Origin of the sequence: Mesorhizobium sp. M1348, assembly GCF_040317925.1 — a bacterium.
Lineage (GTDB): Bacteria > Pseudomonadota > Alphaproteobacteria > Rhizobiales > Rhizobiaceae > Mesorhizobium.
This window is the reverse complement of sequence record NZ_JAMYLH010000008.1, coordinates 142,982-158,040: the sequence shown is the minus strand read 5'-3', so window position 1 is coordinate 158,040 and position 15,059 is coordinate 142,982. Positions and strand designations below refer to the sequence as shown.

16 protein-coding genes are annotated in these 15,059 nt (G+C 62.7%); 3 read left to right on the top strand and 13 right to left on the bottom strand.

Going from position 1 to position 15,059, the window contains the following annotated elements; genetic code table 11:
- Positions 1-47 precede the first annotated feature (47 nt).
- From NKH13_RS16405 to NKH13_RS16380, 6 genes are all read right to left on the bottom strand, one after another.
- Entirely contained in the window at positions 48-374 is a 327-nt protein-coding gene (locus NKH13_RS16405) for a chorismate mutase (protein WP_352913038.1), read from the bottom strand.
- A gap of 7 nt (positions 375-381) precedes the next feature.
- The gene (gene ffh / locus NKH13_RS16400) at positions 382-1,983 is read right to left on the bottom strand and encodes a signal recognition particle protein (protein ID WP_352719391.1); all 1,602 of its coding nucleotides are present in this window, start codon (positions 1,981-1,983) and stop codon (positions 382-384) included.
- Between the two features lie 410 nt (positions 1,984-2,393).
- On the bottom strand, positions 2,394-3,356 hold the full coding sequence (locus NKH13_RS16395) for a CPBP family intramembrane glutamic endopeptidase (RefSeq protein WP_352913036.1): 963 nt from the start codon (positions 3,354-3,356) through the stop codon (positions 2,394-2,396).
- Positions 3,357-3,503: 147 nt separating this feature from the next.
- Entirely contained in the window at positions 3,504-4,106 is a 603-nt protein-coding gene (locus tag NKH13_RS16390; protein ID WP_352913034.1) for a DUF1236 domain-containing protein, read from the bottom strand.
- Between the two features lie 63 nt (positions 4,107-4,169).
- Positions 4,170-5,264, bottom strand: coding sequence for a zinc-binding metallopeptidase family protein (locus tag NKH13_RS16385; RefSeq protein ID WP_352913032.1), 1,095 nt, complete (start codon positions 5,262-5,264; stop codon positions 4,170-4,172).
- A gap of 90 nt (positions 5,265-5,354) precedes the next feature.
- The gene (locus NKH13_RS16380) at positions 5,355-6,602 is read right to left on the bottom strand and encodes a flavin monoamine oxidase family protein (RefSeq protein ID WP_352913030.1); all 1,248 of its coding nucleotides are present in this window, start codon (positions 6,600-6,602) and stop codon (positions 5,355-5,357) included.
- Between the two features lie 185 nt (positions 6,603-6,787).
- Here NKH13_RS16380 and NKH13_RS16375 point away from each other — a divergent pair, with 185 nt between their 5' ends.
- Positions 6,788-7,588: a lytic murein transglycosylase gene (locus NKH13_RS16375; protein ID WP_352466610.1), complete on the top strand. Its 801-nt coding sequence runs from the start codon at positions 6,788-6,790 to the stop codon at positions 7,586-7,588.
- Between the two features lie 105 nt (positions 7,589-7,693).
- Here the strand turns inward: NKH13_RS16375 and NKH13_RS16370 are convergent, their stop codons facing one another.
- Positions 7,694-8,074: a hypothetical protein gene (locus NKH13_RS16370; protein WP_352913028.1), complete on the bottom strand. Its 381-nt coding sequence runs from the start codon at positions 8,072-8,074 to the stop codon at positions 7,694-7,696.
- 799 nt (positions 8,075-8,873) lie between these two features.
- Positions 8,874-10,097, bottom strand: a complete 1,224-nt coding sequence (locus NKH13_RS16365; RefSeq protein ID WP_352913027.1) for an argininosuccinate synthase — start codon at positions 10,095-10,097, stop codon at positions 8,874-8,876.
- Between the two features lie 169 nt (positions 10,098-10,266).
- Here NKH13_RS16365 and NKH13_RS16360 point away from each other — a divergent pair, with 169 nt between their 5' ends.
- Positions 10,267-10,908, top strand: a complete 642-nt coding sequence (locus NKH13_RS16360) for a LysE family translocator (protein WP_352479689.1) — start codon at positions 10,267-10,269, stop codon at positions 10,906-10,908.
- On the opposite strand, the gene NKH13_RS16355 is transcribed toward NKH13_RS16360, so the two are convergent.
- The 3 genes from NKH13_RS16355 to NKH13_RS16345 form a co-directional block, all read right to left on the bottom strand.
- Complete coding sequence (locus NKH13_RS16355; RefSeq protein ID WP_352913025.1) at positions 10,880-11,359, bottom strand: hypothetical protein; 480 nt, start codon at positions 11,357-11,359, stop codon at positions 10,880-10,882. The two genes, NKH13_RS16360 and NKH13_RS16355, sit on opposite strands and share 29 nt — an antisense overlap.
- Positions 11,356-12,588 (bottom strand): dual-specificity RNA methyltransferase RlmN, encoded by a 1,233-nt coding sequence (rlmN, locus tag NKH13_RS16350; protein WP_352913023.1) that lies wholly within the window; start codon positions 12,586-12,588, stop codon positions 11,356-11,358. The genes NKH13_RS16355 and rlmN overlap by 4 nt, the downstream gene beginning before the upstream one ends.
- A gap of 192 nt (positions 12,589-12,780) precedes the next feature.
- Entirely contained in the window at positions 12,781-13,287 is a 507-nt protein-coding gene (locus NKH13_RS16345; RefSeq protein WP_352913021.1) for an invasion associated locus B family protein, read from the bottom strand.
- Between the two features lie 361 nt (positions 13,288-13,648).
- Between NKH13_RS16345 and NKH13_RS16340 the strand changes: the two genes are divergently transcribed.
- The gene (locus NKH13_RS16340) at positions 13,649-14,257 is read left to right on the top strand and encodes a methyltransferase family protein (RefSeq protein WP_352719381.1); all 609 of its coding nucleotides are present in this window, start codon (positions 13,649-13,651) and stop codon (positions 14,255-14,257) included.
- Positions 14,258-14,302: 45 nt separating this feature from the next.
- On the opposite strand, the gene NKH13_RS16335 is transcribed toward NKH13_RS16340, so the two are convergent.
- Together NKH13_RS16335 and NKH13_RS16330 are read right to left on the bottom strand one after the other, a co-directional pair.
- The gene (locus NKH13_RS16335) at positions 14,303-14,665 is read right to left on the bottom strand and encodes a YkvA family protein (RefSeq protein ID WP_352719380.1); all 363 of its coding nucleotides are present in this window, start codon (positions 14,663-14,665) and stop codon (positions 14,303-14,305) included.
- A gap of 92 nt (positions 14,666-14,757) precedes the next feature.
- Entirely contained in the window at positions 14,758-15,054 is a 297-nt protein-coding gene (locus NKH13_RS16330) for a 4a-hydroxytetrahydrobiopterin dehydratase (protein WP_292665165.1), read from the bottom strand.
- Positions 15,055-15,059: the final 5 nt, after the last annotated feature.

Sequence of the window (15,059 nt, the reverse complement as noted above, 5' to 3'; positions counted from 1 at the left end):
TTTTCTCCTAAAAGCTCTGATTTGGTTGATCGGTTGGTGGCTGGTCCTCAGCCGGTTTTCGTCACGCCGTTGGATGCGGCGATCTGCTCGTGATGGCGGATCACTTCGCGGACGACGAAGTTCAGGAATTTCTCCGCGAAATCCGGGTCGAGATAGGCGTCCTTGGCCAGTTGGCGAAGACGGGCGATCTGCTCCTGCTCGCGCGCCGGGTCGGCAGGCGGCAGGCCATGTTCCGCCTTCAGCACGCCGACCGCCTTGGTGCAGCGGAAGCGCTCGGCCAGCATGTGGATCAGCGCCGCGTCGATATTGTCGATCGAGGCGCGATAATTGGCCAGCGCCGCACGCGCGTCCGCCATGTCCTTCTCTTCGTTCATGGCGCCCTCACTTCTTCTTGCCGAGGCCAGGCAGCCCGCCACCGCCCGGCAGGCCGGGAAGTTTCATGCCACCGGGCAGCCCAGGCAGGCCACCGCCGGCGGGAAGACCACCGGGCAGGCCCTTCATGCCGCCGAGCCCGGCCGCCTGCGCCTGCTTCTGCAAGGCTTCGAGCTGCCTGGGGTCCATCTTGGAGAGGTCCGGCATGCCGCCGCCCATCATGCCGCCTGCGCCGCCAGGCATCATGCCGCCAAGCCCCATCTTGGAAGCGAGGCCGCCCATCATGCCGCGCATCAGGCCGCCGCCTTTGCCCTTGCCGCCCATCGCCTTCATCATGTCGGCCATGCCGCGATGCATCTTCAACAGCTTGTTGATTTCGGCCGCGTCGGTACCCGAGCCGGCGGCGATGCGCTTCTTGCGCGAGTGCTTCAGAATATCGGGGTTGGCGCGCTCGGCCTTGGTCATCGACGAGATGATGGCGAGCTGGCGGCCGAACATCTTGTCGTCGAGACCGGCGGCGGCCATCTGGTCCTTCATCTTGCCCATACCGGGCATCATGCCCATGATGCCGCCCATGCCGCCCATTTTCGACATTTGCTGAAGCTGGCCGGCGAGGTCGTTCAGGTCGAACTTGCCCGACTGCATCTTCCTGGCCATCGCCGCCGCCTGTTCGGCGTCGATGTTCTCGGCTGCTTTTTCGACGAGGCTGACGATGTCGCCCATGCCGAGAATGCGGTCGGCGATGCGCTTGGGGTGGAATTCCTCCAGCGCGTCCATTTTTTCGCCGGTGCCGATCAGCTTGATCGGCTTGCCGGTGACGGCACGCATCGAGAGCGCCGCACCACCGCGCCCGTCGCCGTCCATGCGGGTCAGCACGAGGCCGGTGATGCCGACGCGCTCGTCGAAGCTTTTTGCCAGATTGACGGCGTCCTGGCCGGTCAGCGAATCGGCGACCAGCAGGATCTCGTGCGGCGACGACATCTTCTTGATGTCGGCCATCTCGACCATCAACGGCTCGTCGATATGGGTGCGGCCGGCAGTGTCGAGGATGACGATGTCATGGCCGCCGAGCTTGGCAGCCTGCACGGCGCGGCGGGCGATATCGACCGGCGTCTGGCCGGCGACGATCGGCAATGTGGCGACCTTGACCTGCTCGCCGAGCTGGCGGAGCTGCTCTTGCGCGGCGGGACGCCGCGTGTCGAGCGAGGCCATCAAGACCTTCTTGTTTTGACGGTCGGTGAGGCGCCTGGCGATCTTGGCCGAGGTCGTCGTTTTGCCGGAACCCTGCAAGCCGACCATCATGATGACGACCGGAGCCGGTGCATTGAGGTCGATGGCGACGCCCTCGGCGCCGAGCATCTCGACCAGCTCGTCATGGACGATCTTGACGACCATCTGGCCGGGCTTGATCGACTTGACCACGGCGGCGCCGACGGCCTTCTCGCGCACCTTGTCGGTGAACGAACGCACCACTTCCAGCGCCACGTCGGCCTCGAGCAACGCACGGCGAACCTCGCGCAGCGCCGCCGAGACATCAGCCTCCGACAAGGCGCCGCGGCCGGTGAGGCCGTTCAGGATGGAGCCAAGGCGCTCTTGTAGGGACTCAAACATTGGTCAACCCGCCGCGCGACAGCGCCTTGGATTCATTTTGATCCCTGTCGGGCCGATGGCCCTCCACGCCTCTTGTGCGTTCCTGTAGCGATTCAAACATTCTTTTTCCTTTTCCCTGGCACCCGGATGATGCCCGAGAGGTAATGCGTTCGCGCCAACTGTCCAAGCAAAAGCCGGTCCGGGCAAAGCCCAAAGCCAAAAAGCACCCGGGGGCGCACAGCGCTGCCGGGTGTTGGCCTCCGGGATCGATTTACAGCACTTCACCTCAAAGAGGTTTCGGCGTCCCGGTCGGTTTGCTCGGAGGAATACTCGTCGCGGAATTCGCGGCGTGTAGACAGGAAATCACCCGCAGAGTCAAGCTTTGGTCAAGCTTTGCGCCAGATATGCTCAGAACGACCAGGCAAGGCGCATCAGCGCACGCTGCTGGCGCGGGCCATATCCGGCTCGACCTTCAGCGGCGAGCGCGGATGCAAAAGCAGCAAAACGGTCAACAGGCTGCTGACGATGCCGATCGCAGCGATGAGGGCGGCATCTAAAGTCGTCCAACCGGCGGCTTCGAGCGGCTTGGCGTTGAACAGGGCGAAAGAATTATAGCTTTGCTGATGCGAAATCAGCAGGAAGCCGGTCAGATTGTTGCCGAGATGGGCGCCAAAGCCGGCACCGAGATTGCCGGTTGCGTAGACCAGAAGCGTCAGCAACAGCGCAAAGGCGGCGATCGAGGCCAGCACGCAGGCATTAATCGCGGGGCTCGAACCTGGGCTCCAATGTAGCGAGGTGAACAGCAATCCCGGCAGCAGCGCCCAGATGAATGGGTTCTGGAACCGGCTGGCCAGACCCCTGAGCAGATAACCGCGAAACAGCATCTCCTCCGACGAGGTCTGCAGAAAGGTCAGGGCGGCGATCGGGATCAGGAACAAAAGCCACGAGGACAGGCCGATCGCGCCGCGCGCGATGTCGGGCTGCAAACCATAAAGCAGGATCTCGGAAAGCAGCGAGGTGATCAGCACCGCGGCCAACCCTTTCAGGAACCCCGACCATGAAATGCGCCGGCTGACGCCGATCAGGACCGTCAGCTTCTCGCGATGGATCCAGCGCATGGCAGCCCAAAGGCCGAGCCAGATTCCGGCAAATGAAGCCAGCGCCGCGAGGATGCCCGCGGGAGAGGCCATGAAATCCTGCACCACCCCTGGCGGCGCGGTGCCTGACGACGCCTGCCACACGGCAAAGGCATAGGTGCCGCCGAACAGCACGGCGGCAGTGGTTCCGAGCCAGAACAGGACGACGACCACCGTTCCAAGCACAAGGCGCGGCAAGGTGGTTTTGTTGTTGGCGGTGTGCCGGAACTGTTGGAAGGCGGTTGGGTCGATGATCACGCGGGCTCGCTGGCTGGTGCTTCGGCTCGCAAGGTCTAGGACATCGGCCCCAATGTGGAAACCGGTATTGCAGCGGCAATACCGGCTTGTGGCAATGTCGGCAGTGCGAGCGGCCGCCGTTACAGGGCGACCGCCCTGTTTGTATCGTCAGCGCACGACGTACACGATACGCCGGCTGCTCGGATCGACCAGCGCCGGCTGGCCGTTCACATAGACGTAGCGATAATCATAATCGGGTATCTCGCGCAGCTCGACGGTGTCGGGCAAAGTCGCGCCGGTAACCACCTCACCCTCGAGATAGACCGGATCGAGCCGGTTCGTTTCGACATAGGTGCGGATTTCCGCCGGTGGCCGCCGGATGGGCTCGATTGCCTCGCCGGCAACGATCGCTCCGGTATAGGTGTCGGAATATTCGGCGCTATCGGCAGGCGGTGTCACGACGGCAATGTCGGCGCTGGCCGGACGCTGTGTCAGGACCACACGGCTGCCGCCGAAATCGGCCGTCACATAGTCGGAATAGACCCAGCCCTGGCCGTTGGCCTCGGCGATGGTGCACCATTTGCTATTGGCGATGCAGCCGTCGAGCGTCGCCGACTGGCCGGCGGCGAGCACACCGATGACCGGATATTGCGGCCCGGGGCCGGCGCGTACATTGAGATCGGTGATGGCCGAGACCGCAGTGTCGGCCAAAGCAGAGCCCGACATCGCTATGAGCGCTCCGGCCACCACCGGAAACAATATGCGTTTCATGGTTTTCTCTCCGTTTCACAGTCCCTCGGGACCGAAAACGAAGCAAAGCCGCATGCGTTCCGGCTAAAAGGCTTCGGCCGGCTCACGATTTGTTCCAGTAGTTTTCGGCAGGTCGGTCAAAAGCCCGTGAACAAAAGCAAGTTTTTGCGCCGCCACGTCCGAGATGACGAAGGGATAGAGATCGGGCAGGCCCATGCAGCGGTTGATCGAGTTGGACGCCTCCGACAGCACCAGCCAGCGGTCGAGAATCCTTTCGAAAGGCTCTGGCCTGGCGGCGGGTTCCGATGGTGCCGGCTGCAGCTCGCCGCCGGTGTCGGCGCGCGGCAGCTCGTTGGCTTCGACGGTCTCCAGCCGGCCGAGCGGGAAATTCAGGGCATGCACCATCTCCAGTGTGTCGGTGATGTGCATGTGATGCGCCCATGTCTCGGCCCAGTCCTCCCATGGGTGCGACGTCGCATAGGCCGAAATATGCCGCTGCTGCCAGTCGGGCGGCGCGCCATCGGCATAATAGGTTTTCAGCGCTTGTTCGTAGTCGGCGCGTTCGTCGCCGAACAAGGCGCGAAAACCGGCAAGCTTCTGCGGATCGTCGCGAATCAGGCGGTCCCAATAGTAATGGCCGAGCTCGTGGCGGAAATGGCCGAGCAGCGTGCGGTAGTTCTCGCCCATCTCGACGCGCCGCCGCTCGCGCTCAGCCGAGTCCGCCTCGGCGACGTTGAGCGTGATCAGGCCGTTGTCATGGCCGGTCAGGATGCGCTCGCCGCCGGGACCGCCACCGATCGGATCGGCAAGAAAATCGAACGCAAGGCCGATCTCGTCGCCAGGGTTCTGCTTGGGTGCGACCGGCAGGCCGAAGGCGAGCAGCGAATAGACGGCACGCTTCTTTGCCGCCTCGACACGGATCCAGCGGCGGCGATTGCCGTCGACCGACAGATCCGGGATCAACTGGTTCAGCGCACAGGCGCGGCAGAAGGCGTGGCCGGGCTCCGCCATCCAGTTGCAGGCGGATTCGTCGGCGTTGGTGCAGTGAAAGGCATCGGCGCCGGACAGCGCGAAGCGCGCATGCTCGGGATCGTAGAGCACGAGGCTGGCGCAGTTCAGGCATTGCGCGTTCTCGAAATAGAGACGGTGGCCACAATGCGGGCAGTCGAAAAGCTTCATTGGCGTCTCAAATCATTCGAAATGCGGAGGACGATGCGAGCAGGAGAACGCCAAACGCCTGTCAGCTGCCCGCGTTCCTGCCGGCCGATGCTATTTTGCCGCAAGCTGGGCGACGACCTCCTTGGCCACTGCCTCGCCCGATAGCCTGGCGCCGCCGCAGGTCTGCATCAGCGGACCGGCCAAATGCTCGCCGGCGAAGAAGATCTTTTTCGCCACCGGCTGCATCAGCGTGGCGCGCGCTTGCGAACGGCCGGGCCGCGCCGCCGCATAGGCGCCGCGCACGAACCGCTCTGCGCCCCAATTGGTCATCATCGCGCGTCCGACATGTTTTCGCACGTCGCCGCCGAAGATGCCGCAGAGCCGGTCGACGACGAAGTCGATGCCGGCCGCCTCGCCAGCCGCCGACATCTCCCAGGCGAAATCGCCGCCGACGAAACCGACCATCAGATCGAGGTCGAAGGGAAAGCAGAGGAAGTAGATGTCGTGCCTGGCCAGCCGCTCGATCAGCAAATCGTCGAACGGCTCCAGGCCGAGCCTTGTACCGGATATTTCGACCGGCAGCTTGGTCAGCATGCCCATCGGCAGGTCGAAGAAGGCAGCGAAATGCGCATCGGGGAGTGCAGGCGAGAACGCAATCTCCTCGAAGGCGAGCACTGCCGGCGAGGCGGTGACGACGATAGCCTTGGCGCGGATGGTGCCGCGATCGGTGACGCAGGCTACGCCCGGCCCATCCCAGATGATCTTGCGCACCGGTGTCGACAGCTCCACCGGCACGTCGGCACCGAAGCGGGCAACCAGCGTACCGAAGCCTTCCCTGGTGAAATAGTTCGGATCGAGATCGGCGGCGGCGTGAAAGTCGCGGATCGATATCTCGTCCTCGTCGGCGCCGAAATCCATCGGCCCGGCGAAGGTTGCGGCGGCGCGCGGCGCGTGTCCCTTGGCGAGCAACGCTGAAAGGCGATCATCGTCGCCTTCCCTCACCTGATGTGCCGCCACCAGTTCGAACAGCCTTGCGTCGGCCACCTTCATCGCGGCCTCTTCGGCTTCGCTTGCCTTTCGCTCACGGTAATAGAGATGATCGACATTCATGTCGTGGCGATGAAGTGTCCAGGCGGCGGCTTTCGCCTCGGGAAAGTAAGGGTTGCGGTCTGCGGCATGCAGCCAGGCGCAGCCGATGTCGAACGGCACGCCGAAATGCTGGTCGCTGGTCCAGGCGCGGCCGCCGATGCGGTTCATCGCTTCTAACAATTTGAAGGAAAAACCGGCGGCGCGCAGGGTCTTGGCAGCTGAAAGTCCGGCCGAACCGGCACCGATGATCACGACATCAACGTCTTCCATGCTTATTCTGTCCCCGCCACAATAATTACTTGATCGTAGGCAAATTCCCGGACATCCGCCAGTGTGGTGGATTTGAAGTTCCTGCTGTATTGAGTGCATCGGCGCAGCGCCGGGACAGTGACAAGCAGGTGTTTCGCTGGCAAATTCGCAATTGGGAACGTGATTCAGGCAACCAGGAGAGCAGCATGGCATTTCTTGCCAAGGGGAAGATGTTTGTAGTGGCCACGGTGGTGGCGGTGCTTGCGCTGGCGACGGGCGCGCAGGCGGCGGCCAGTTGTGGCAAAAACGGCGCCGGCTTCGAGGCGTGGAAACCGGAGTTTGCCGCGGAGGCCAAGGCCGACGGTGTCGGCTCGAAGGGTCTGGCCGCTCTGGCTCGCGCAACCTACGCGACAAAGACGATCTCCGTCGACCGCGCCATCCATAAGGCTTTCAGCGGCTCGGTGGAAGCTTTCATGAAGCGCCGTGGCGCGTCCGCGATCATTGCCAGGGGCCGTGCGCTGAAGAAGGCCAATGCTGCGCTGTTCGACAAGATCGAAGGGACCTACGGCGTGTCGCCGGGTGTGTTGCTCGCCATCTGGGGTATGGAGACGGGCTTCGGTTCCGCCATGGGCAACCAGAATACGGTCTCTGCCATTTTAACGCTTGCCTATGATTGCCGCCGTCCGGAGTTCTTCTATCCGCATGCCATTGCAGCCCTGAAGCTGGTTGATCGCGGAGCGCTGAGCGCCTCGTCGGTTGGTGCCGCGCATGGCGAGATTGGCCACACGCAGTTCCTGCCCGGAAATGTGTTGACGTATGGCGTAGGCAACAAAAATCTGCGCGACAAGAGCACTGCGTTGGCTTCCACCGCCAACTTCCTCAAGGGTCATGGTTGGCGGCCGGGCGCCAGCGCGCAGGCGAATATCGGCGCAATTGCTGGCTGGAATTCGGCGAGCGTCTATCAACAGGCCATCGCCCGCATGGCCACGGCGATCGATGCCGACTGACAGAAAACTCTAGAGCTTTGTTTTAACGCAATTCCGGACAGAAACCGTTTCACACTTTTCCTGGAATTGCTCTTCGGCAGAAAGCCCGGCCACGCGCCGGGCTTTCTATTTCACGTCGAGCGCGTAGGAGCAGCCGGCGAGCACCTTGCCGGGATGTGAATCAACGGTTGAGACATTGAGCGCAATGCGCGTGGAAAATGTTATGCCGTCGGCTTCCTCGCTGCTTTCAACGAGCACCTTCTCGCCAAGGAATTTGTCCGGTGTCGCGAGTTCGGGTGTGATGCCGAGCTCGCGGGCAAGGTCCGGTGCGGAAACGCCGTCAAACACCGCCATCGGCCCGGTTGCGGCAAAGACGACGGACGCCGTCTCGCGCCCGAAGACGTGGACCGGGACAGGCAACTGATATTGCCGGAGGAAGGGACTGCCGGCGGGAACTTCCTTCCAGCCAAGTTTTTCCGCCGCGCCGGGCTCACCGCTCAGCCACAAGGCGACCCGCTATAGGCCGGCACGTCGGCCCTGCATTCAATCAGCGACGCGAGGTCGAGCGAGGCGGGGTCATAGTCGTTGGCTTTGGCGACAGCCAAGTTCGCGAGAACAGCCAACGCGGGCAGGAAACCGGTTCTAAGAGTGGCCAGGCGCCTGGGCATATCACTCTCAATAATGCGCGTAGCCACTCAAGGGGCATTTCTGTGAAACGGGAGCCTGGAAGGTGCCGTCAACACCGTTGCAGGTGCGAAACTTGAGCGTCATGGCGCCGGGGTGGCCGCTTTTGGCTTGCCCTCGATGACTACCGGGACTCCGGAATCCTGCGCGTAGCCGCTCAACGGGCATTGCTGGGAAACGGGAATCTGGAAGGGGCCGTTAAAACTTTTGCAGGTACGGAATTTGGAGTTCAGCGGGGCCGGGGTAGCCGCCTTTGGCTTGCCCCCGATGACTGTCGGGACTCGGGGACCCTGTGCGTAGCCGCTCAACGGGCATTGCTGGGAAGCGGGAATCTGGAAGGGGCCGTCAAAACTTTTGCAGGTATGGAATTTGGATGTTTGCCCCGACGGGGGTTGCGTCGATTGACATCCGGTAAAGACGGCCACCGCCGCAAGCATAAGAAAAATTCTGTTTTTCACTTGTCAAAGCCCTCCGATCCGCAAGACAAGTAAGATTAAACCATCGAAAAGGTCAAACAGGAAACGATCTGAGAGCGCGGCCTCGATTATATTAGGTACGCCAAATAAAACCTGGCGTATTCACCGGGTTCCTAACTCGTCTAAGCATTTGGCCTGTTGGAATATCAGCCCTTGCGGTTGCGCGCCGCCAGCGTGCGCAGCCTGAGCGCGTTGAGGCGGATGAAGCCTTCGGCGTCCTTCTGATCGTAGGCGCCGCGGTCGTCCTCGAAGGTGACCAGCGCATCGGAATAGAGCGTCTTCCTCGACTTGCGGCCGATGATCATGACGTTGCCTTTGTAGAGTTTTAGCCGCACCGTGCCTTCGACGTCTTCCTGGCTCTTGTCGATCATCGCCTGCAGCATCAGCCGCTCGGGCGCGAACCAGAAGCCGTTGTAAATGAGCTCGGCGTAGCGCGGCATGAACTCGTCCTTGAGATGGGCGGCTCCGCGGTCGAGCGTGATCGATTCGATCGCCCGGTGGGCCGATATCAGGATGGTGCCGCCGGGGGTCTCGTAGACACCGCGCGATTTCATGCCGACGAAACGGTTCTCGACCAGGTCGAGCCGGCCGATGCCATTGTCGCGGCCGAGATCGTTCAGCGCCGCCAGCATCGTCGCCGGCGACAGCTTCTTGCCGTTGAGCGCAACCGGATCGCCCTTGAGGAATTCAATCTCGATCTCGGTGACCTCATCGGGCGCATCCATCGGCGAGATGGTGCGCTGGTGGACGAATTCCGGCGGCTCGCTCCAAGGGTCTTCCAGCACCTTGCCCTCGGAGGAGGAGTGCAGCAGGTTGGCATCGACCGAGAAGGGTGCGTCGCCCTTCTTGTCCTTCGGCACCGGGATCTGGTGCTGCTCGGCGAAGTTGATGAGGTCGGTGCGCGACTTGAACGACCAGTCGCGCCAGGGCGCGATGACCTTGATGTCGGGGTTGAGCGCATAGGCCGAGAGCTCGAAACGCACCTGGTCGTTGCCCTTGCCGGTGGCGCCATGGGCGATCGCGTCGGCGCCGGTCTCCCTGGCGATTTCGACAAGATGTTTCGAGATCAGTGGCCGGGCGATCGAGGTGCCGAGCAGATACGTGCCTTCATAGACAGCGTTGGCGCGGAACATCGGAAAGACGAAATCGGATACGAACTCCTCGCGGACATCGACGATGCGGATATCCTTGATGCCCATCATCTCGGCCTTGCGCCTGGCCGGCTCCAGTTCGCCACCCTGGCCTAGATCGGCGGTGAAGGTGACGACCTCGGCGCCGAGCTCGGTCTGCAGCCATTTCAGGATGATCGAGGTGTCAAGGCCGCCGGAATAGGCGAGCACGACTTTCTTGACGGCTTTTGCTTTCGACATGGTGGGCGGTTCCGCGACAGGGGTTCTTCGCGGGCGAGGTATCACGGCGTTTTAGGCCAGCGCAAGGGACGAACGATGCCTGGACCAGATGCTGCATCTCCCAGAGGCTGGCGAGAATACGGCTCTTGCGGTATGGCTGCGCCGTCTTTTTGCCGCTACGAGACGAGCCATGTCCTTCATCCCCGACAGTACGACGCTTATCCAGTTCTCCATCGCCACCTTCATCCTGGCGATCACGCCTGGGCCTGATATGACGCTGTTCGTGTCGCGCACGCTGAGTCAGGGCCGCGCCACCGGCTTTGCCTCGATGGCCGGCGCCTTGTGCGGCACGCTGATCCACACCACGCTAGTGGTGGTCGGCGTCTCGGCGCTGATCGTCGCTTCGCCGATGGCGTTCTTCGTGCTGAAGATTTTCGGCGCCGGCTATCTGGTCTTCCTGGCATGGCAGGCGATCACAAAAGGTTCGGCGTTTTCACCGGAGAAGAAGAGCGGGCCGCAGATCTCGCTGTTCCGCAGCTGGGCGGCGGGGCTCGGGGTCAATCTGCTCAACCCGAAGATCATCCTGTTCTTCATGACCTTCCTGCCGCAATTCGTCTCCGCGCATGATCCCAACGCGCCGGGAAAACTGTTCTTCCTCGGCGCGATGTTCGTCGTGCTGGCGATCCCGGTGACGGCGCCGATGGTGCTGGCGGCGGAAAAGTTCTCGGCCGCGATGAAATCCAGCCCGCGCGTGACGCGCGTCGTCGACTATCTCTTTGCCGGAGTTTTTTCGGCCTTCGCGCTCAAGATCCTGACGGCCCAGGCGAAATAGGGCGTCCGATCTGACGCCAGCTTCCGGCCGAGCGCCCGGCGCTCAGCCAGTAGAAAATACCGCCGACCATGCCGCAGCCGATCACCGCCAGCATGACGCTGGTGTTGGTAACCTCGAAATTGGCATCGGCCGTCTGGTGGACGAAGCCGAGGAAGACCGCCGCCACCGCCGCGCCCGCCAGTGCATAGAACAGCCAGTCGCGCCGGCCGAGGATTTCGGAAACCAGGATGGCGATCGCCGCCGGCATGAAAGCGAAATAGGCGACGAACAGCGCGACGAAAGGGACGGAAAACCACAGGGAGGCCTGCGCCGCCGGTTGCGTCTCGTCCGTCATCAGCCCAAGAGACGCCAGGAACATGATGTTAAGGAAGGCGCTTGCCGCCAGCGAAGCAACACCATAGCCGACAAGGATGACGGCGAAGCGGATCAGATAGGCGACGAGGCGATTCACGCCTCGCCGTGCCCCGCGATCATCATCGCTTCCAGCGCCAGCCGGTCGACTTTGCGCATGCGCTCGGAGTCCGACTTGAGCTGGCCGCAGGCGGCGAGGATGTCGCGGCCGCGCGGCGTGCGGATCGGCGAGGCATAGCCGGCATTGTTGATGTAGTCGGCGAATTTCTCGATCGTCTCCCAGTCCGAGCACTGGTAGTTGGTGCCCGGCCACGGATTGAACGGGATCAGATTGATCTTGGCCGGAATGCCCTTGAGCAGCTTGACCAGCGCCTTGGCGTCTTCGATGGAATCGTTGACGTCCTTCAGCATCACATATTCGAAGGTGATCCGCTTGGCGTTGGACAGGCCGGGATAGGCACGGCAGGCAGCGATCAGCTCGCTCAGCGGATATTTCTTGTTGATCGGCACCAAAAGGTCGCGCAGATCGTCGTTGGTGGCGTGCAGCGAGATCGCCAGCATGACGCCGATCTCCTCACCGGTGCGGAAGATCTCGGGCACGACGCCCGACGTCGAGAGCGTGATGCGCCTCTTCGACAGGGAAAGCCCGTCGCCGTCGGATGCGATAAGCAGCGCCTTCTTTACCGCCTCGAAATTATAGAGCGGCTCGCCCATGCCCATCATGACGACGTTGGACACTTTCCTGCCCTCGGCCGGGACGATGGCGCCGTCGGGCGTGTCGCGGTCGGGAAAGTCGCCGAGCCGATCGCGGGCGGTCAAAAGCTGGGCGAGGATTTCCTCGGCGGTCAGGTTGCGCACCAGCTTCTGCGTGCCGGTGTGGCAGAAGGAACAGGTCAGGGTGCAGCCGACCTGCGAGGAGATGCAGAGCGTGCCGCGGCCTTCTTCGGGAATGTACACGGTCTCGATCTCGACCGGCCGGCCGGCGCCGCGCGGCGGAAAGCGGAACAGCCATTTGCGCGTGCCGTCGGAGGAAATCTGCTCCTCGACAATCTCGGGCCTGGCGACGGTGAAATGCTTGTCGAGTGCGGCGCGCAGATCCTTGGAGATGTTGAACATGCCGGCAAAATCGGAAACGCCGCGCACATAGATCCAATGCCAGAGCTGTTGGGCCCGCATCTTCGCCTGGCGCTCCGGCACGATGCCGGCAGCGACAAGGGCGGCCCCGAGTTCGGCGCGCGTCAAGCCGATCAGCGACGGCTTTTCAGGCGGCGTGCGGGAGCGCAACGCGTCACGCGCGCCTCCGGCGGTAAGATCGAATGAAAGGGTCATTGTTGCGCCAATATAAGCGATTTGCGGCCGAATACAGCATCGTGCCCGAAATGAAGCGCGGCGCATAGCACAGCTTGATGGCGGAGTCATGCTGGGGGTTCTCCCTTCTCCCGCAAGGGAAAAGGAAAGACCGCACGAACGCTGGGTCCTTTACGCTGCTGTGTTAGGTAGTGAACATCCCGGACGAGGACTCTACTTGCACTTGGCGATCGAGGCCAGCGCCGCCGAGATGCCCTTCAGCGAGAAGACGTAGGTGGTGGTGTTGCCGCGGCCGGACTTGGCCGACACCTTCATGTCGGCGCCGGTCTTCATTGCGGCGATCAGCACCGGCTCCTCGGCGGCGTTCTCGACCCAGGCCGACTTGCCGCGCGTGAACATCGAGAAAGACTTCTTGTCGATGGTGACGGTGGCCTTGGAACCCTCCTGGAAGGTATAGCCGGCGATGAATTGCGGCTCGTAGGACACTTGCTGCCCCGGCCGCTGGCTGACGAAGAAGAACATATCGCCGTGATCGAGCGTCGGCGGCTGCTTGTCGGTTGGCACCGTCAGGACATAGCAGACCTTGCCGCCGCCCGACGCCTGATAACTGTAGGTGCCCCAGGCATTGTGCTGGCCGATCTTGGTTGCCGACTGCGCCAGCGCGGGCACCGTCAAGGCCACCAGGGCCAGGCTGGAAACTATAGCAATCAATCCGCGCATCGCTTTTCCCGTATTCCACTGGTGCGGCGGCAGGCCGGCCCGGCGTCCTGCCCGTCGCTTCATTTTGATTTAATCTGGGTTACCAAACGGTGAATTTCCCCTGAGAAAAGGATGTTCACGCCAGGAAACCGCCGCCGTCTTCGCGCTGCCGCTCGAAAAAGCGGCTGGCGCAATGTCCCTGCCGCGACTTGGAGGCCACGAAAACGGCAAGAGTTTGACTTTTCAAGCAGCTAGGTCTTGCGGCGATTCTCGCTTTTTTGAGGTGCGTGACGAATTTCCCTGCAGGCGGTACCATGTCTGCGTTCGCCGCCACGGCACTCGGCCAGGGTGCCCTCCTTGGCGGCTTACGGGAGATTTGGTCATGGCCATTTCCGAGACAGTTCTGATCCTGGCGGGCGGCACAGTCGTCCTGGCGATCGTGTTCGGCATTCGTGTCGCCGTCCGCGCGGCGGCCAGCGGCGCGGTGCCACGGTCGGATGGCGGAGAGATGGCAGGCGGATCGGGCGCGCCTGACGTGCCCGGGGTCATTGCGCTGCCGCCTTTGATCTTCCTCGGCTTCCTGGCGGCGGCAACCGTGCTCGAGGTGCTCGCGCCGCTCCCGGTCATGGCCGGGCAGGCCCTCGCCCGCTATCTGGCCGGCGCTGTGCTCGCGGTGTGCGGCTTTGTGCTCATCTTTATGGCGGCGGGCCGCTTTCAGGCCGCTGGAACCAACATACCACCGACCTTGCCAACGACCGCGCTGGTCGTCGACGGGGTCTATCGGCGGACCAGGAACCCGTTCTATCTGGGAGCGACCCTCATCTATCTGGGCCTCGGCGTCGCGGCCGGAAGTCTTTGGGCTATCGCGCTCGTCATCCCCCTGCTGTGGGTGATCAATACCGGCGTCATCGAGCCGGAAGAGCGCTACCTCGAGCGGAAGTTCGGAGATGTCTATCGCGCCTACAAGGCGCGGGTGCGGCGGTGGGTTTGACGGCCGGAAAGTCGGATCTCGCGCGATTTTTTGCGTCGCACCGGCTCAGCTCTTGTCGGCGATGGCCTGCTTGGCGGCGAGCCGGTGCGCCGGCGTGATGTGGGCGCTGACGGCGGTAATCGCGGCGGTCAGCACGGCGATGTCGTCGGTGAAGCCTAGCCCAAGGATGAAATCGGGGATGACGTCCGTCGGCAGCACGAAATAGCCGAGCGCAGCCAGCAAGGTGCCCTTGGCGCGCAGCGGCGTCTTCTTGTCCATGGCGCAGTAATAGGCGGCGACCACCTCTTCCATGAACGGGATCTGCCGGGCGGCCCTCTTCGCCGTACGCCAGAACTTTTCGCGCACTTCGCTCTCATTGCCCGGCTTGCTGCCGAGGCCGAAGAAATCAAAACCGGATTTTTGCGCCATCAATCTCTCCTTGCCGCCGTCGCGTGACTTCACGCGTGACCGCGAGGCAAAATGTGGTGAAAGCTGAACCTCGCTGCAAGGTGCAGATAGGCTCAGCCGCCGAAATAGCGGTTCATCTTCCTGGCCAGATCGAAATCCAGCGCCGTCAGGCCGCCGGCGTCGTGCGTGTTGAGGGTCACGTTTACCGTCTTGTAGACGTTCGACCAGTCGGGATGGTGGTCCATCTTCTCCGCCGCCAGGGCGACGCGGGTCATGAAGGCAAAGGCTTCGGAGAAATTCTTGAAGGTGAAGGTGCGCGTGATCGAGCCACCATCCTTGGCCAGCGACCAGCCGTCGAGGCCGGCAAGTTCGGCGCTAATCGCTTCCTTTGCAAGTTTCTCCCTGGCCATGTCCG